The sequence below is a fragment of the Microbacterium sp. Root61 genome, from assembly GCF_001427525.1.
Lineage (GTDB): Bacteria > Actinomycetota > Actinomycetes > Actinomycetales > Microbacteriaceae > Microbacterium.
In genome coordinates, this window is record NZ_LMGU01000001.1 from 1,808,794 (window position 1) to 1,826,815 (window position 18,022).

The 18,022-nt window shown below is 69.2% G+C and carries 15 protein-coding genes; 4 read left to right on the forward strand and 11 right to left on the reverse strand.

All coding sequences use genetic code 11. The features are described 5' to 3' along the window. Positions 1 to 100: 100 nt before the first annotated feature. Entirely contained in the window at positions 101 to 943 is an 843-nt protein-coding gene (locus ASD65_RS08835; RefSeq protein WP_056221334.1) for an NAD-dependent epimerase/dehydratase family protein, read from the forward strand. A 14-nt stretch (positions 944 to 957) separates the two neighbouring features. Here ASD65_RS08835 and ASD65_RS08840 read toward each other — a convergent pair whose 3' ends face one another. From ASD65_RS08840 to ASD65_RS08855, 4 genes are all read right to left on the reverse strand, one after another. Further along, positions 958 to 2,175, reverse strand: coding sequence for a cytochrome P450 (locus ASD65_RS08840; RefSeq protein ID WP_056221336.1), 1,218 nt, complete (start codon positions 2,173 to 2,175; stop codon positions 958 to 960). A 12-nt stretch (positions 2,176 to 2,187) separates the two neighbouring features. Continuing rightward, positions 2,188 to 3,171, reverse strand: a complete 984-nt coding sequence (locus tag ASD65_RS08845; protein WP_056221339.1) for a PDR/VanB family oxidoreductase — start codon at positions 3,169 to 3,171, stop codon at positions 2,188 to 2,190. 97 nt (positions 3,172 to 3,268) lie between these two features. Next, complete coding sequence (locus tag ASD65_RS08850) at positions 3,269 to 3,634, reverse strand: DoxX family protein (RefSeq protein ID WP_056221342.1); 366 nt, start codon at positions 3,632 to 3,634, stop codon at positions 3,269 to 3,271. A gap of 2 nt (positions 3,635 to 3,636) precedes the next feature. Next, on the reverse strand, positions 3,637 to 5,505 hold the full coding sequence (locus ASD65_RS08855; RefSeq protein ID WP_056221344.1) for an alkyl/aryl-sulfatase: 1,869 nt from the start codon (positions 5,503 to 5,505) through the stop codon (positions 3,637 to 3,639). A gap of 141 nt (positions 5,506 to 5,646) precedes the next feature. Between ASD65_RS08855 and ASD65_RS08860 the strand changes: the two genes are divergently transcribed. Then, positions 5,647 to 5,946 (forward strand): DUF4287 domain-containing protein, encoded by a 300-nt coding sequence (locus tag ASD65_RS08860; protein WP_056221347.1) that lies wholly within the window; start codon positions 5,647 to 5,649, stop codon positions 5,944 to 5,946. After that, positions 5,943 to 6,308: a UBP-type zinc finger domain-containing protein gene (locus ASD65_RS08865; RefSeq protein WP_056221350.1), complete on the forward strand. Its 366-nt coding sequence runs from the start codon at positions 5,943 to 5,945 to the stop codon at positions 6,306 to 6,308. The genes ASD65_RS08860 and ASD65_RS08865 overlap by 4 nt, the downstream gene beginning before the upstream one ends. 49 nt (positions 6,309 to 6,357) lie before the next feature. On the opposite strand, the gene ASD65_RS08870 is transcribed toward ASD65_RS08865, so the two are convergent. The 6 genes from ASD65_RS08870 to ASD65_RS08895 all read right to left on the reverse strand — a co-directional run bounded on the left by ASD65_RS08870 (position 6,358) and on the right by ASD65_RS08895 (position 15,368). Then, complete coding sequence (locus tag ASD65_RS08870; protein WP_056221353.1) at positions 6,358 to 8,451, reverse strand: RecQ family ATP-dependent DNA helicase; 2,094 nt, start codon at positions 8,449 to 8,451, stop codon at positions 6,358 to 6,360. A gap of 43 nt (positions 8,452 to 8,494) precedes the next feature. After that, entirely contained in the window at positions 8,495 to 9,970 is a 1,476-nt protein-coding gene (locus ASD65_RS08875; protein WP_056221355.1) for a glyceraldehyde-3-phosphate dehydrogenase, read from the reverse strand. 181 nt (positions 9,971 to 10,151) lie between these two features. Further along, positions 10,152 to 12,506, reverse strand: coding sequence for an arylsulfatase (locus ASD65_RS08880; protein WP_327042043.1), 2,355 nt, complete (start codon positions 12,504 to 12,506; stop codon positions 10,152 to 10,154). 56 nt (positions 12,507 to 12,562) lie between these two features. After that, a complete protein-coding gene (locus ASD65_RS08885) occupies positions 12,563 to 13,093 on the reverse strand; it encodes a flavin reductase family protein (protein WP_056221358.1) in 531 nt (176 codons plus the stop codon). Beyond that, on the reverse strand, positions 13,090 to 14,301 hold the full coding sequence (locus ASD65_RS08890; protein ID WP_056221360.1) for an acyl-CoA dehydrogenase family protein: 1,212 nt from the start codon (positions 14,299 to 14,301) through the stop codon (positions 13,090 to 13,092). The genes ASD65_RS08885 and ASD65_RS08890 overlap by 4 nt, the downstream gene beginning before the upstream one ends. Positions 14,302 to 14,420: 119 nt before the next feature. Beyond that, positions 14,421 to 15,368, reverse strand: coding sequence for a LysR family transcriptional regulator (locus ASD65_RS08895; RefSeq protein ID WP_056221364.1), 948 nt, complete (start codon positions 15,366 to 15,368; stop codon positions 14,421 to 14,423). Positions 15,369 to 15,578: 210 nt separating this feature from the next. Here ASD65_RS08895 and ASD65_RS08900 point away from each other — a divergent pair, with 210 nt between their 5' ends. Beyond that, entirely contained in the window at positions 15,579 to 16,847 is a 1,269-nt protein-coding gene (locus tag ASD65_RS08900) for an ABC transporter substrate-binding protein (protein WP_056221367.1), read from the forward strand. A gap of 82 nt (positions 16,848 to 16,929) precedes the next feature. On the opposite strand, the gene ASD65_RS08905 is transcribed toward ASD65_RS08900, so the two are convergent. Then, a complete protein-coding gene (locus ASD65_RS08905) occupies positions 16,930 to 17,946 on the reverse strand; it encodes an LLM class flavin-dependent oxidoreductase (RefSeq protein ID WP_056221370.1) in 1,017 nt (338 codons plus the stop codon). Between the last annotated feature and the right edge of the window lie 76 nt (positions 17,947 to 18,022).

Genomic DNA, 18,022 nt, shown 5'->3' on the forward strand with positions numbered 1-18,022 from the left:
GGGGAAGCCCGGGGTTTCAGAAGCCCTGGGCCAGTCGATACTATGCCGCGATGCGCCGCACACCCGGCAGCGATGCGCAAGGACGTGCCAGGCTGGGTGCATGCGCATCGCCCTGACCGGCTCGTCCGGCAAGCTCGGAACCGTCGTCGCCCGTGAGCTGCGTGCCGCCGGACACGAGGTCACCGGACTCGACATCGCGGGCGCCCGCGGCCCGGGATTCGCCGTGGTCGACCTCACCGACTACGGGCAGGTCGTGGACGCCCTGGGCGGCATCGACCGCAGCGAGCCGTTCGAGGCCGTCGTACACCTCGGCGCGATTCCCGCCCCCGGCCTGCGCACCGACGTCGCGACGTTCCACAACAACATGTCGAGCACGTTCAACGTGTTCTGGGCAGCCGTGCGCCTCGGCATCCGTCGCATCGTCTACGCGTCCAGCGAGACCGTGCTCGGTCTCCCCTTCGACGTGCCGCCGCCGTACATCCCCGTCGACGAGGACTATCCGGCGCGGCCGGAGAGCGTCTACTCCATCGTCAAGGTGCTCGAGGAGCAGCTCGCGACCGAGCTGGTGCGCTGGCATCCTGACGTCGCCATCACGGCGCTGCGGTTCTCCAACGTGATGGAGCCCGACGACTACGCCGCGTTCCCGGCGTTCGACGCGGATCCGCTCGCGCGCAAATGGAACCTGTGGGGCTACATCGACGCACGGGACGGCGCGCAGGCCATCGAGCGCGCGCTGCAGTCCGCTCCGCCGGGGTTCGATCGCTTCATCATCGCCGCGGCCGACACCGTCATGTCGCGACCGAACGCCGAGCTGGTGGCCGAGGTGTTCCCCGGCGTGCCGATCCACGGTGAGCTCGGCATCAACGACACCCTGCTGTCGATCCACAAGGCGCGGCGCCTGCTCGGGTACGCGCCGCGCCATTCGTGGCGCGACCACGTCTGAGAGCACCCGAACCGTCAGGCCATCCGCACTCGCACCGGCATCGCCTCGAACCCGCGCAGCGTGTTGTTCAGGTGCCGCCGCGGCGCCTCGGTCAGCTCGATCGATTCGACCCGGTCCAGCAGCGCCTCCAGCATCGCCAGCGCCTCCAGGCGCGCGATGTGCTGACCGACGCACTGGTGCAGGCCCATCCCGAACGCGACGTGCCCCGACGGGTCGCGGGAGAGGTCGAACGCGTCCGGATTCTCCCACCGGCGCGGGTCGCGGTTGGCGGCGCCCAGCAGCATCATGATCTTCTCGCCCTGGGCGATGTCGACGCCGCCGACGCGGATGTCGCGCGTCGCGGTGCGGAAGAACGCCTGCACGGGCGACTCGAGCCGCACGGCCTCTTCGAACGCGACGCGCAGCAGCGACCGGTCCTCCTTCAGCCGCCGCCACTGGTCCGGATGCGTGGCCACGGCGTTCACGATCGCGGCGATTCCGGTGACGGTGGTGTCCACGCCCGCCGTCAGCAGCGAGCGCACGATCATCGGCGCCTGCGCGGGCGTGATGTCGCCGCGGTCCGATGCGGCCCAGATCTGCGCTCCGATGCCGTCGGTGGTGAGGTTCTGGCGCTGACACTGCACGCCGATCCAGTCCATCGTGGGACCGATCGTCGCGGCTGCCGTGGTGACCAGCTCGTTCTGCGGTCCGAACGCGTTGAACGCGAAGTCGCCGTACGGCAGTAGGTGCTCGCGCCCGGTCTTGCCCAGGCCGACGGCGTCGGGGAACACCCGCAGGGGGAACACCTCGGCGAGGTCGGTGACCGCGTCGAACTCGGTGCCGCGCGTGAGCACTTCGTCGACGACGGCGACCGCATCCGTCTTCCAGTGCTCCTCGAGCCGTCGCAGCGCGCGCGGGCTGAGCAGCTTGGTCAACACCGAGCGGGGCGCATCGTGGCGTGGCGGGTCCGCCTCCAGCAGCAGGCTCGGCGCACGCCACGGCTTCTCCATGCGGAAGTTCGCGACGCCGACACCGGCGCCGGATTCGAACGTCTGCCAATCCACAAGGGCGGCGTGGACCTCGGCGTAGCGCGCCATCGCGTACACGCCGTAGGCGTCCAGGCGCACGACCGGCGCGGCCTCGCGCAGCACCTCGTGGTACGGGAGGGGGTCGCTCAAGAACTCCATCGAGAACGGATCGATGGCGGATGCCTCGGCGGTCGCCGTCTCGGCGGGTGTGATGGCCGTGGTCATATCGGCGCCTTCCTAGAGGTCCAGCACGAGTCGCGCACTGCGGGCGCGGGAGATGCAGGGGAACATGCAGTCGGAGTGGGCGCGCTCCTCGTCGTCGAGCAGCGAGTCGCGGTGCTCGGGATCGCCGCGCAGCACGACCGTCTCGCACGTGCCGCAGACGCCCTGACCGCACGAGGTGAGCACCTCGACGCCCACGCGACGGACGGCGTCGACGATCGATTCGTCGGGCGCGACCTGCACGGTCTGCCCGATGCGCGGGATCTCCACCTCGAAGCGCGTCGCGACGCCGTCCCCGACGCCCGGCGCCGCCGTGAACCGTTCGAGACGAACCGCGTGCCGACCGAGCGGTGCCGCCCATGCGTCGACCGCGGCGAGCAGCCGCTCGGGGCCGCATGCGTACACGCGCACGGCGCCGCCTGTCTGCGGCATCCAGGTGTCGAGATCAGCGCGTCCGCGCTCGTCCGCGGCGTGGACGGTGACCCGGTCTCCGGATGCCTCGAGCTCATCCAGGTATGCCATGCCCGGGCGCGTGCGGCCGAGGTAGAGCAGCCGCCACGGGATGTCCAGCAGCTGCGCCTGGCGGATCATCGGCAGGATCGGGGTGATGCCGATGCCGCCGGCGACGAAGAGGTATTCCTCGGCCGGCGCGAGGCGGAAGTTGTTGCGCGGTCCGCCGAATCCGACGGCCATGCCGACCTCCAGGCCGGAGTGGATCAGCTCGGAGCCGCCGCGTCCATCGCGTTCGCGCAGCACGGCGACCGTGTACGTGTGGGCATCCCACCGGTCCCCCACCAGGGAGTACTGCCGGGTCGTGCCGTTGGGCAGCATCAGGTCGATGTGCGCCCCGGGAGCCCAGTCCGGCAGCCGCGAGTCGTCCGGACGCGCCAGCGTCACCTCGAGCACGTCTCCGGCCACGAGCCGCTTGGCGCGCACGGTCAGCGTGGTCCGCGAGCTCACCTCGGGCTCGATCCGTGGCGCATCCTGCGTGAGTGACATCCGGCCTCCTTGCCGATCCGGTCGTCGCCGACCATCACGAGCACGCTACGGCGGAGGCGGGATCGGGTCGCGTCCGTTTCCGATCAACGGAATCCGGTCACGCCCACAGGATGAAACCCGTCACCGCCGCGATCGCCGCAAGCACCACCAGGGCGACGTTGAGGGCCGGAGTCTCGCCGATGCGGCGATGCGTGATCGAGGCACCGATCTGCAGGATGCCGAGTCCCACCGCCGCCAGCGGGGCGAGGATCGGGGCTATCCCGACCAACGGCGGCACGATGAGCCCGACGACCCCGACCAGCTCGAGCACGCCGATGAGCACGATCGTCGACGGCGCGAAGTCGGCCGTCCACGCCATACCGCTCTCCTCGAGCTGCGCCTTCGAACGGAAGAGCTTGAGCAGAGCGGCGAACAGCGTGACGGCGGCAAGCAGCCCGGCCGCGATCCAATACGCGACCAGCATGGCTACGGCACCACGATGTTGAAGCTCGGGTCGCCCGCGTCCAGGACGCCGAGCAGCTGGGGCAGCGGGTTCGCGCCGCCGGACACCGCGATGCCGTCGCCGCTCGCGTCTCCGCCGAGCAGCGCCAGCAGACGCATCCGCGTGAGCGCGATCGTGACGCTGCCGTCCGCGGCCGGCGCCTGGAGGTAGACCAGCACGCCGTTGCGCAGCGTGACCAGATAAGTGGCGTCGAGGTCGGTGAAAGTGAGCGCGAACGAGAGGTCCAGATCCCAGGCGCGCGGCCCGTCGACGGTGATCGCGATGGCGTCCAGCAGTTGCTCCGCCGTGAGCTGCGCCAGGATGGCGGGCGCGCTGGTGGCCGTGGGCGTGCCGAAGTTGCCTTCGCGCAGCTCGGTCGCCCCGGAGAGGAAGAAGTTGCGCCAGGTGCCGTTCTCCGCGCCGTAGGCCAGCTGCTCGAGCGTGTCGGCATAGAGCGCACGGGCGGCCGCGTGATCGGCGTCCGTGAACACCGCGTGATCGAGCAACGTCGCCGCCCAGCGGAAGTCACCCGCGTCGTAGGCGGTCTGCGCGACCTCGACGACACGATCGATTCCTCCGATCGCCTCGACGTACCGCGTGGCCTGCTCGGCAGGCGCGTGCGGCCAGAGGCGCGCAGGATTGCCGTCGAACCAGCCCATGTAGCGCTGGTAGATCGCCTTCACGTTGTGGCTGACCGAGCCGTAGTAGCCGTGCGTGTTCCACGTCGCATCCAGGGCCGGGGGCAGCTGGATCATCTCGGCGATCTCGGCGCCCGTGTAGCCCTGGTTCAGCAGTCGCAGCGTCTGGTCGTGCAAGTAGGCGTAGAGGTCGCGCTGCCGACTGAGGAAGGTCGCGATCTGGTCGCTCCCCCACGTCGGCCAGTGGTGCGAGGCGAACACGACGTCGGACCGGTCGCCGAAGCGGTCGATGGCCTCGGTGAGGTAGGTCGACCACACGTGCGGGTCGCGCACGACTGCACCCCGCAGGGTGAGGAGGTTGTGCAGCGTGTGCGTGGCGTTCTCCGCCATGCACAGCGCGCGGTGCTGCGGGAAGTAGAAGTGCATCTCGGAGGGCGCCTCCGTGCCGGGCGCCATCTGGAACTCGATCTCGACCCCGTCGACGGTCAACGTCTCGCCCGTGCGGGAGATGGTGACGGTCGGCACGATGAGCCCGACCTCGCCGCTCGAGGTCGTCTGACCGAGACCGGCCCCGACCTGCCCCTGCGGTCCGCGCGCGAGCGCTGCGCCGTACATGTAGCCGGCGCGGCGCGACATCGCCGTACCTGCGTACACGTTCTCGGACACGGCGTGCTCGACGAATCCCTCCGGCGCGATGATCTGCACGCGACCGGCGTCGACATCGGCCTGGCTCGTGACACCGAAGATGCCTCCGAAGTGGTCGACGTGGCTGTGCGTGTGGATGACCGCGACCACGGTCTGCTCGCCGCGGTGGGCGCGGTAGAGGCCGAGCGCCGCCGCGGCCGTCTCACTGGAGATGAGCGGGTCGATGACGATGACGCCGGTGTCGCCCTCGACGAAGGTGACGTTCGAGAGGTCGATGCCGCGCACCTGGTAGATGCCGGGAACGACCTCGTAGAGGCCCTGACGCGCGACCAGCTGTGACTGGCGCCACAGGCTCGGGTGCACCGTGGCGGGCGCCTCTCCCGCCAGGAATCCATAAGAGTCGGCGTCGTAGACGACATGGCCGTCCGCCGCCCGCACGATGCCGGGCTCGAGTGCGGCGATGAATCCGCGGTCGGCGTCCTCGAAATCCTGCGTATCCGAGAAGGGCATCGACTGGAGCGCTCGGGCGTTCGCGGCTTCGATCGAGGGGTGGGCGGCTGCGGATTCCAAGAGCGTCTCCTGACTGCCGGGCGCTGTGGCGAGGCCCGTCTTCTCCTCGACTATGCCGCTCGGCTCACGACCCCGCAAGGGTTCGGCGCTCTGGCGCCGCGAGCGCACCTGAGTAGTCTGGTCGCGTCAGAAGGGACCCACATGTCATTCCAGGCATATCTCGACGCGATCGAAGACAAGACCGGCCTCACCCCTCGTCAGCTCGTGGACATCGCGGCGACAAAGGGCTTCGACCAGCCCGACATCAAGGCCGGAGTCATCCTCGAATGGCTCAAAGACGACTACGACCTCGGCCGCGGGCACGGGATGGCGCTGGTCCATGTCATCAAGAAGGGCCCGACCATCGACGCCAAGTACGTCGGCACGACGGGCACACATCGCGATGAGTCCGACACGCTGTGGTTGGACGGAAAGGCGACGCGACCGGGAGCCTCGGGATGAGCGACTCGGTGGACATCCACGCCGATGTGCCGCCCAGCGGAGACGGGTGCGTGGAGTGCGAGGCATCCGGGAGCTGGTGGGTGCATCTGCGCCGCTGCGCCGCGTGCGGACACATCGGATGCTGCGACGATTCGCTGAATCGTCATGCGTCGGCGCACGCGCAGAGCTCGGGGCACCGGGTGATCCAGACCTTCGAGCCCGGCGAGGACTGGTTCTGGGACTTCGAGACGCAACAGCTGATCGACGGACCGGAGCTCGCACCGCCGACGAGTCACCCCGATGCGCAGACGACGCCGGGCCCCGCCGAGCGGGTGCCGGAGGGTTGGCGCGAGGTGCTGGCCGAGCGGCGCGCCGCGCAGTAGTCGCGGGACGCGGTCTCAGCCGCGCCGGCTCGCAATCTCGGCAGCGCGATCAGCCTCGCAGCGCCAGCGCGAACGGCAGCACCGCGTCGGCGCCCGCGCGACGTAGCTCCCGCGCGGCCACCGTGATGGTCCACCGGCTGTCGGCCAGGTCATCGACGAGCAGCACCGGCCCGGGTGGGATCTCCAGGCCGGACGCGTCGAACCGATCCCACAGCCCGGCCAGGCGGTAGACGCTGTTGCCACCCGGGTCGCCGGTCGGACCGCCGTTGCGGATGCCGAGCGTGCCGATGAACGGCAGCCGCCCCGCCACCGCGAGTCCGCGCGCCAGTGAGTCGATGAGCAGCGGTCGGCGCCGCGACGGCATCGCGACCACCGACGTGGGTCGCTGCGCCCAGCTCCAGTCCGCGAGCACCCGGACGGCGGCATCCCGCAGCGCCGGAGACGCTTCGGCATCCGTCGGATTCTCGAACACGGCTCGCAGCGTGCCGCCCCAGCCGAGATCGGTCAGGCGTGCCAGAGCGCGTCCCTCCTCGGCGCGCTCTTCGACGGCGATGCGGCCGCGGGCGGGCACCCCGAGCCGGTCGGCGCCGGTCGGCCATTGCGCGCGCGGCTCGATCGGCACCCCGACACGATCGAGGGAGGATGCCGCGGATGCCGTCGCACCCTCGGCGATGTCGCGCGGGAACCAGATGCCCGCGCAGTTGTCGCACCGGCCGCAGGGTGTGGCGGTGTCGTCGTCGAGCGAGCGCTGCAGGAACTCCATGCGGCATCCGCTGGTCTGTTCGTAGTCGATCATGTGCTGCTGCTCGACTCGGCGCTCGGCTGCGATGCGGTCGTAGCGCTCGGCGTCGTACTCCCACGGCGCGCCCGTGGACACCCATCCGCCGCGCACGCGGTGCACGGCACCGTCGACGTCGAGCACCTTCAGCAGCAGCTCGAGGGGTGTGCGGCGGATGTCCACCAGCGACTCGAGCGCCGGGGTCGACAGCGGCTGATCGCCGAGCGCGCCGATGACGCGTTCGGCCCGCTCGCGCGTGGGCATCGACGCCGTCGCGAAGTAGCGCCAGATGTCGGGGTCTTCGGGCCCCGGCAGCAGGAGCACGTCGGCGTTCTCGGTCGCGCGGCCCGCACGTCCGACCTGCTGGTAGTACGCCACCGGCGAGGACGGCGCGCCCAGGTGGATGACGAAGCCCAGGTCGGGCTTGTCGAACCCCATGCCGAGCGCGCTGGTGGCCACGAGCGCCTTGACCTCGTTGCGCTTGAGGCGGCCCTCGAGCTCCTCGCGCTCGGCGGAGTCGGTCTGGCCGGTGTACGCCCGGACGTCGTGCCCGGCCTCGCGCAGGAGCCGGGCGACATCCTCGGCGCCGCTGACGGTGAGGCTGTAGATGATGCCCGACCCGGCCATGTCGCCCAGATGCGTGAGCAGCCAGGCGAGGCGTGCGCGCGCGTCGGGCAGGCGCAGCACACCCAGGCGCAGCGAGGCGCGCGCGAGCGGCCCGCGGATGGTGAGAACGCCCGTCTCGTCGGTGCCGCGGCCCAGCTGCTCGGCAACGTCGGTGACGACGCGGCTGTTGGCGGTCGCGGTGGTCGCGAGGATCGGGATGCCGGCAGGAAGCTGTCGAATGAGATCTCCGAGTCGCCGGTAGTCGGGGCGGAAGTCATGGCCCCAATCGCTGATGCAGTGCGCCTCGTCGACCACCAGCATCCCCATCCGAGCGATGAGCGCGGGCAGCTGCTGATCGCGGAAGTCGGGGTTGTTCAGCCGCTCCGGCGAGACCAGGAGCACATCGATGTCATCTGCGGCGAGGCGCGCGAGCACGTCGCTCCACTCGTGCGCGTTCGTCGAGTTGATCGCGACCGCCCGCACACCCGCGCGCTCGGCCGCCGCGATCTGGTCGCGCATCAGGGCGAGCAGCGGTGAGACCAGTACCGTCGGTCCCGCGCCGCGCCGGCGCAGCAGCAGCGTCGCGACGAAGTAGACCGCCGACTTGCCCCACCCCGTGCGCTGCACCACGAGCGCGCGACGTCGACCGTCGACCAGGGCATCGATCGCCTCGTACTGCCCCTCGTGAAAGTCGGCGTCGGGGCGACCGACGAGCGCCCGCAGCGTCTCGAGGGCCTCGGTCCGCGTGTCAGAGCTCATCCTTCGAGTCTGTCAGGGGGCTGCGACCTCAGGGTGCGGTGGGTCAGGCGGTCGCCGCGGCCAGCCTCACATCGACGCGCGCCGGCAGCACAACCGGGTGCGCGCCGGCCATGTGCTCGAGCACGCGGATGACCTGGCACGAGTAGCCGTACTCGTTGTCGTACCAGACGTACAGCACCATGTTCTTGTCGTCGGCGATCGTCGCGAGTCCATCGACGATGCCGGCACGATGCGATCCGACGAAGTCGGTCGAGACGACCTCGGGCGATTCGACGTAGTCGATCTGCTGCCGCAGCTTCGAGTGCAGCGACACCCGGCGCAGGTAGTCGTTGACCTCGTCCTTGGTCGCCGGCTGCTCCAGCGTCAGGTTGAGGATCGCCAGCGACACGTCCGGGGTGGGGACGCGGATGCTGCTGCCGGTGAGCTTGCCCTCCATCTGCGGCAGCGCCTTGGCGACGGCCGTGGCGGCGCCGGTCTCGGTGATGACCATGTTGAGCACGGCAGAGCGGCCGCGGCGGTCGCCCTTGTGGAAGTTGTCGGTGAGGTTCTGATCGTTCGTGAACGAGTGGACCGTCTCGACATGTCCGCGGACGACGCCGTAGGCCTCGTCGATGGCCTTCAGTACCGGGGTGATGGCGTTGGTCGTGCAGGAAGCCGCCGACAGGATGAGGTCGTCCGGCGCGATCGTGTCGTGGTTGATGCCGAACACGATGTTCTTCAGCGGCGACTTGCCCGGAGCCGTGAGCAGCACCCGTGCGACACCCGGGCTCTGCAGGTGCTGTGAGAGCCCCTCGGCATCCCGCCAGCGTCCGGTGTTGTCGACGACGACCGCATCGCGGATACCGTACTTCGTGTAGTCCGTGCTCGCCGGGTCATCGGAGTAGATGACCTGGATGCGGGTGCCGTTCGCGATGATGATGTCGTGGTCCTCATCGACCGTGACGGTGCCCGGGAAGGTGCCGTGCACCGAGTCACGGCTGAGCAGGCTGGCGCGCTTGACGAGATCGTTGCTCGATCCGCGCCGCACCACGATCGCGCGCAGGCGCAGACCGTGGTCGTTGCCGGCATGACTGATCAGGATGCGGGCCAGCAGACGGCCGATGCGACCGAAGCCGTACAGCACGACGTCCGTTCCGCGGGACTGCTCGGGAGCGGCGCCCGGGAGGCTGGCCAGCTCGTCGCGGAGATACTCCTCGATGTCCACGTCGGCACCGGCGGCATCGAGCTCGGCCGCGAGGCGGGCGACGTCCAGGGACGCCGGACCCGGCTCGATCGTGAGGAGCGCCTCCAGGACCGCGCGGGTCTGCTCCAGGGACAGCTCCTGGTGACCGAGCTGGCGCACCCGCTCGTGCGCCTCGATCACGCCCATCGCCGACAGGTTGATGATGCGGTGCCCGTGCACGGATGTGACGACCCCGTGATCGCGATACAGGCGTCCGATCAGGGGGATCAGGCGCTCGGCGAGCTCTTCGCGCGCGACCCAGGCATCTCGATGAACGTCGTAGTCAGTAGTGGACACGGTTCTCCTTCAGATGCCGCACGGCACGGCGACACCATCGTCGTTTCGGGGAGGAGTGCGCTCGCAGCCGGGAAGGGGAGCGCGAACAGGTCCAGTTTATTCGTGCCCGCGGCCCTCGAAATGACGCAGCGCGTCTCGTCGTCCCTCTCAGTGGGATGACGAGACGCGCTGCGGTGAACTTCTACTGGTGGCGCATCGCGGCCTGCAGCCACTCCTCGGGGTCGATGAGGTGGGAGTGATCGTCGGTCCCCAGGTCGATCTGCGCCCAGTGGATCTGACCGGAGAACGTGCCGCCCGTCGTGTTGTACCCCTCGTATGCGGGCATGCCGGTGTCACAGCCGACGTCCAGGCCCTCGTCGAACGAGAAGTACATCGGGTGCGTGCGCTGCACCTCGGTCGTGCCGACAGGCTTGCCGTCGATGAACAGCGTCACCGTGCCGCCGCGGCCGATCCCGCCGCCGGCGTAGGCGAACTCGGCGCGCACCTGGTGCGTGCCGGAGCCCACGGCATCCGTCGACAGCGCCGTGCTGCGCAGCAGCCCGCAGTAGTTGTAGTGGAAGCCGAGTTTGCCGCCTTCGCCGAAGAACGACCAGCCGCCGGTGCGCCCGCCCTGCGCGACGATCGCTCCTTCGAGCGAGCCGTCCTCGGGCACCACGATCTCGGCCGTGACCGACCAGGAGCGGTTCTTGATGTTGATCGCGACGTTCTCGTTCAGACGCGTCATGCCCGGGTACAGGCGCAGCGTGTTGCCCTGCACGATGGTCGGGCGTCCCGCGAACTCCGGGTTCATCCGCTGTGCGGCACGGTCATCGAGCGGCAGCACGTTGTAGCGCGTGGCCTCGATGAGGAACAGCTGCTGCAGCTCGGCGAGCTTGGCGGGGTTCTCCTTGGCCAGGTTGTTCGACTGGGTCCAGTCCGCGGTCGTGTCGTAGAGCTCCCAGACGTCCTCGGAGAAGTCCGGGGCGGCGCTGACGACGTCCCACGGTGTGCGGTGGCGCGTCTGAGCGGTCCACCCGCGGTGGTAGATGCCGCGGTTTCCCATGATCTCGAAGTACTGCGTGTGGTGCCGCTCGTCGGCGGAGGCGTCGTTGAACGAGTACGCGAACGACGTACCGTGCATCGGCACCTGGGTGACGCCGTTGACGGTGTGCGGCTGCGCGAGTCCGGCGAGCTCGAGGATGGTCGGGGCGACGTCGATGACGTGATGCCATTGGTTGCGCACCTCGCCCTTGCCCTCGATCTGCGAGGGCCAGTGCACGATGGTGCCGTTGCGCGTGCCGCCGTAGTGGCTGGCGACCTGCTTGGTCCACTGGTACGGCGTGCACATCGCGTGCGCCCAGCCGACGGCGTAGTGGTTGTACGCCTCGGGTCCGCCGACCTTGTCGAGGTTCTCCTGCCAGAACTCGACCGTCTCGTACTCGGCGCCGCCGTTGGCCGCGGTGGAGAGCATGAATGCGCCCTCGAGTCCGCCCTCGGCCGAGGCTCCGTTGTCGCCGATGATGAACAGCACGAGGGTGTCATCGAGCAGGTCGAGCTCCTCGATCGCCTCGATGACGCGACCGGTGTGGTGGTCGGCGTATTCCAGGAACGCCCCGTAGACCTCCATCTGGTGGGCGAGGATGGGCCGGCGCTCTTCGGGCACCGAATCCCACGACGGGATGCCTTCGCTGCGCTCGGTGAGCACGGCATCCGCCGGGATGACGCCGAGTGCCTTCTGGCGCTCGAAGGTCTCCTCGCGGAGCTTGTCCCACCCCTGGTCGTATTTGCCCTTGTGCTTGGCGATCCAGTCCTTCGGCACGTGGTGCGGCGCGTGTGTGGCACCGGGCGCGAAGTAGACGAAGAAGGGCTTGTCGGGCGTGAGCGCCTTCTGCTGGTTGATGTAGGCGATCGTCTTGTCGGCGAGGTCCGGCATCAGGTGGTAGTCGGGGTCGGTCGGGGCCTCGACGAAGCCGACGCCGTCGATGAGTGCCGGCGTCCACTGGTTGGTCTCGCCGCCGATGAAGCCGTAGAACTTCTCGAAGCCGCTGAAGGCGGGCCAGTGGTCGAACGGACCGGTCGGACCGGACTCCCAGACCGGGACCTCGTGGCACTTGCCGAACTGGGCCGTGTTGTACCCGGCCTGGCGGAGGATCTCGGGGAGGGGGACGCACGAGTTCGGCCGCGTCGACCGGTAGCCCGGCGACGGGGTCGCGGTCTCGGTGATCTGCCCCATCCCGACCTGGTGGTGGTTGCGACCGGAGAGCATCGCGGCGCGGGTCGGCGAGCAGATCGCGGTGGTGTGGAAGCGGCTGTACCGCAGTCCTCCCCCGGCGAGACGCTCGGCCGTCGGCATCGGCACCGGGCCGCCGAAGGCACTGGACGCGCCGAAGCCGACGTCGTCCAAGAGCACCAGCAGGACGTTCGGCGCCTTCTTCGGCGGGCGCTTCATGTCGATGGGAGGAAGCTTCTCCTCCATCTTCTTCGCGTCCATCACGATGGGTCCGACGTATGCCTGGTCAGGAATAGGAAGGACGCTGCCGGGGAGCTGTTCGGTCACTGAGATCTCTTTCGCTGCGAAGAAGCAAGTCCCGCAAGTCTGCCGGAGCGAACCCGTCAGCGCGAGGAGGATCCGGCGAGTTGCGGCACGACCGCGACGGACTGCTCGCCGATCCGGTGCCACGTGCGGTCGGCATACACGAGCCCGTCCTCGGCCGCGGCATCCGCGTCGATCCGCGCATCCAGCACCTCGCCGACGAACACGGTCGATCCCCCCGCGTCGAGGCGATGCAGCACGCGCACCCGCAGCCAGGCGCGCGCCGCATCGAACACGGGCTCGCCCGTGGGCAGGCGCGACCACAGTGCGCGGTCGGCGAACCGATCGATGCCGCTGGCGGCGCCCAGCTGCGCGAGATCGAGGTTCTTCGCCGACAGGAGGTGGACGACCAGCGTGTCGGCGAGCCGGAGCACGGGCGCGCTCGAGCTGAGCACCGAGACCGAGAACATCACCAGCGCGGGGTCGGCGCTCACGGCCGAGACCGAGGACGCGGTCAACGCGACCGGAGCCCCACCGGAGTCGGCCGTGATCAGCGCGACTCCGCTCGGGTGGCACCGGAAGGCGGCCTTGAAGTCGTCCGCGGTGATCATGAGACGGATGCCAGGTACCGGACCGCGCCCTGACGCCAGTTGAGCGTGACGTGGTGCGAGATCATCTCGATGTCGCGCTTGGCTCGCGAGACCGGGTGCTCCGGGTTGCCGGCGCGCGAGCCGACGAGCGAGAAGATCTGCTGCACGGAGCGCAATGCAGTGCGGGTGACCAGCGCGTTGTCGCGCAGCTCGCGGGCGATGTCCGCCTCCGAGGACTCGACGCGCTGACGGGCGCGCTCGGACGCCTCGAAGCTGCGCTTCTCGATGAGGAGCCGGGCCATCTGGATATCGCCCTGCGCCTGCGCGAACTCGCTGGCCACGTAGTCCTGGTCGGCGAGCCGCACGGCCCCGCCGAGGGCGTTGGCCACCCGCGTGCTCGATCCGACCGTCTCGGCGAAGTTCTCGGCGGCGCCCCACGCCGCACCCACCGCGCACGAGGCGAAGGGGAAGCGTCCGTTGGACGGCCACGTCGCGTACATGGTGTCGAAGGTGGGATGCAGCGACCGTCGCTCCTGCATCTTGCGGACCGTGTCCTTGGTCGCCTGCACGCGGTGCTCGGGCACGAAGACGTCCGTGACCGACATTGTCCGGCTGCCGGTGCCGCGCATGCCGGTGGGGAACCAGTCGTCCGTCGTCTCAGTCTCCTCGCGCGGCACGATGAACATGTGCCCCTCGCCGGCCTCGCCGACGGGGGCGTTGAAGATCAGCCACTCCGAGAAGTCGGATCCGCTGCAGAACCCCCACGACCCGGTCAGCCGGTAGCCGCCGCTGACCTTGGTGACGGTCGCCTTCGGGCTGAGGTTCGTGTTGCCGGAGAGGGTCGCGTAGCTGTTCTCGCCCCAGATCTCGTCCTGCGTCTCTTCGGGGTACGCCAGGATCGCCATGTTGTCCGAGCTGAGGATCGAGAAGATCCACGCCGTCGAGGCGCACCCGCGGGCCAGCGTCATCGCGACCCGGGCGTGCTCGTGCTCGCTGAGCTCCAGGCCACCGTACTTCTTCGGCTTGAGCAGATGGAAGAACCCGGCTTCACCGAGCATCCGGTAGGTGTCGGTCGAGACGCGGCGCTCGCGATCGACCTCGGCGGCCCGTTCCCGAAGCACCGGAATCATCGCCTCCGCCGAGGCGAGGAGGTCGCCAGCGGTGAGGGTCGCCAGCGGCGGTGCGCCGGGCTGGGAGTGCTGCTCTGTGTCTGTGATGCGGATGTTCATGTCGGTCGCCTCTCGCGGCGCCTATGCCGCTTCGCAATGTGGATTGCGACCATCCTCAGAGCCGACGCTATCTGCGGTCAAACAGAACAATTTGCAGAATATGCACACCAATTCCGCAATTACGACGGGATCGGGTACTGCTTCCGCACGAGGTCGGCGAGCGCGCGCGCCCGCGGGGAGAGCTCGACATCGCGCGCCCAGGCGAACACGACGGACACACCGGGCGGTGCCGGCCGGATCTCCTTCTCGATGATGGGGAGCCCCTCGTAGCTCTGCTTGTTGTCCGGCCGCTGCACGAGCACGGCGTACGCCGTGTCCGAACGGGCGACGATCGACCGGGTCAGCTCGAACGCGTCTGTCCGGTGCCGCACCATCGGCGTGAGCCCGCGCGCCTCGAACATCGATGTCGCGTACTGCGAGCTGGGCGTCTGGTCGAAGAGGATCAACGGCATCGGGGCGAGCTCCTCGAGGGTGACGACCTCGCGGTCGGCGAACGGATGCCGCTCGCCGAACAGCGCGTATCCACGGGCCTCGTACAACTCGAAGCGGGTGAGGGGCTCCATGCCGCCCATGTCGTACAGGATCGCGACATCGATGGCGCCCGAGATCAGCTCGCGCTGGAGCTCGTCCTGCGCGCCGACCACGAAGTCGATCGTCACCCCGGGGTGCAGCTGCTCGAACTCGTCGAGCAGCCGCGGCAGCAGGCTCGCCGCGAGGGTGACGAAGCAGCCGACGACGAGCGGGCCCACCAGCTCGGCCCCGTCCCCGCGGACCAGATAGCTCAGCTCCGCGACATCCGCGAGCACGCGCTTCGCCTTGGCGAGCACCAGCGAGCCGGTCGAGGTGAGGGTGACGCCCTGAGCGCGACGGCGCACGCACAACTCGGCGCCGAGCGCCCGCTCCAATTCGGTGATCGAGGCGGAGATGGCCGACGGCGAGAACCGCAGGCGCTTGGCCGCGCCGCTGATCGTGCCATCTTCGGCCGCTGCCACGAAGTGCGAGAGCTGGCGGAAGGTGAGCTCTCCCCGCGCGACGCCGGCGTCGACGAGGAAGTCGGTAGTGGACATTGCGCCAGGCTATTGCACGACTGCGGTGCGCTTCTTCATCGATTAGTTCTGTTTGACCGATGAAGCGACGCGCCCGGAGGATGAGGGCGGATCCACATCCCGGAACCGCGTCACAGCGATCGACGCGGGGCCGCGACGCCATCGGGTTCGCGCGCGCTCAGCGAAGAGCCGTCAGAGATGAGCGTCCTCGAACCAAGGAGGCACCATTCCATGAAGTTCACCACCACCCGCCGCCGTACCGTGGCCGCCGTCGCCACCATCGGCATTGCCGCGCTCCTGCTCGCCGCGTGCTCGCGAGGGGATGCCGGAGCCCCGGGCGCCGAGTCCGACGCTCCCTCCCCCGGCATCACCGACACCACGATCACCTTCGGCACGACCTCCCCGCTGACCGGCAACGCGGCCGGTGTCGGCAACTGCGCGGTCGACGGGGCGCTCGCCTACTTCGGCGCGAAGAACGCCGATGGCGGCATCGAGTTCGGCGACGGCAAGACCCGCACGGTCGAGTTCAAGACGTACGACGACGGCTACGACCCGCAGCGCGCGCTCGCCAACTTCCAGCAGATGGTGTCGGACGGCGTCTTCGGCGCAGCCCTCAGCCTCGGCACGCCGACCAACCGCGCCTGGCGCGAGGCGGCCATCGACGAAGAGGTGCCGCAGGTGCTCCTGCAGACCGGCGACCCGCTGTTCAGCAACTGGGAGGAGAGCCCCTGGCAGCTCGGCCTCGTGCCGATCTACCAGCAGGAGGGCGAGGCGTTCGGCAAGCTCCTCGCGGAGTCGCCGGACGAGCACCGCGTCGCGGTGCTGTACCAGAACGACGACTTCGGCCGCGGCTACGTCGAGGGCTTCAAGACAGCGATCGCCGGTGCCGACAACGTCGTGATCACCAAGGAGCTGAGCTTCGACGCGACGGCGGCCGAGGTGTCCGCGCAGATCACCGAGCTCGCCGCGACCGACGCCGATATCTTCTTCAACGCGATGTCGTCGCTCGCACCGCTGGTCATCGGCTCGCTGCAGAAGGCGCAGTCGATCGGCTGGGCTCCGAGCTGGTTCCTGCCCTCCACCTCGTCGAGCCCCGCCGCACTGCTGACGCCGTCCGGTGTGGCCGACGCGTTCCCGGCGATCTACTCGACGGCATCCTCGCTGTCGGCGGGCTCCCCCGAGTTCCAGGAGAGCGACGAAGGCAAGGCCTTCATGGCCGCCCTCGACGAGTACACCGCACAGGACGGCGTCCCCGGATTCCCGCAGTGCGTGTGGAGCTGGATCGGTGCGTCCGTGCTCGAGCAGGCGTTCATGAAGATGGAGGAGCCGACGCGTGACAGCTTCATGAAGGCGCTGCGCTCGATCAGCGACTTCGAGGCACCGTTCCTCCTCCCCGGCGGCACGATCGACACGACCGTCGACGGCCTGGCCGCGATGAACGGTGTCACCGTTCAGGAGTACAACGGCACGGGATTCACGCCGGTCACCGCACTGGACTGACCGAGCACGACGAAGGGCCCGGCAGGCGATCTCGTCTGTCGGGCCCTTCGTCAGTCCTGCATCACGGGCATGTGCACCGCACTCACCGGACGACCGATTCGAGCGCGCGCGGTGCTCCGTCCTGCAGCCCGGGCAGTTCCGCCGAGAACAGCTCGATCGAACGGAGCACTGCCGCGTGCGAGACACCAGGGCCCTGGAACTGGATCGCGGTGACCTCGGTGCCGTCGAACTGATCGGTCCACTCGCGCACCTTGTCCGCCACCTCGCCGGCGGTGCCGATCGCGAAGCTCAGCTGCTCTGCGATCTCGTCGAACTGCTGGCTGTCCGGGCCCCCGTCCCAATCGAGCTTCAGGTAGATCCGCGCATACTCCCGCAGGAACTCTCGTGCGTCGCGACGCGCGTCGTCCCGGGTGTGCCCGACCAGACCGCTGCGCAGATGGATGACCTCACCGGCACCACCGGTCGCCTCGCGGTACTCGCGGTTGAGGCGCAGCCGCTCGGCGAGCGGGAGAGGGCGCGGGATCATGAGACGGTACCCGTGAGCCGCGGCGAGCTCCGTCGAATAGCGGCTGGCCGCCACCCACAACAGATCCTTCGCCGGCCGGCGGGCCGGCGGCGCAATGCGCACGCCTTCCACCTGGTAGTACTCGCCGACGAAGTCGATCTGCTCCTGGTCCGCCGCCTGGCGGAGGATCTCGAAGATCTCGCGCGCCCGGGCCGACGCCGATGCCCGGTCTATGCCGAACGCCGCGTCGAGTCTTACATCGCCGATTCCCGTGCCGACACCGAGATCGAGGCGGCCACCGGAGAGCTCGTCCAGGAGGAATGCCGACTCGGCGAGCTTCACGGGGTTGTAGAACGGCGCACAGATGATCGACGTTCCGAGTCGGATCCTGCGGGTGCGCCCGGCGAGGTAGCTCAAGAAGACCAGCGGGTCGGGAACCTCTCCGCGCCAATGCAGGTGATGCTCCGTGATCCACACGCCGCTGTAACCGAGGAGATCGCCGAGCACGACCTGCTCCTCGATGTCACGGTAGAGCTCGCCGGCGCTTTGCCCGGGCGAGGCGTCACCGTAGTAGAAGAGATCGATGCGAGGCACGTGTGTTCCTTTCGATGCGTGGCGACGCTGCGGGGCAGCAGCGTTCGCGGAGCATTGAGTGGACACTAGGGCCGCC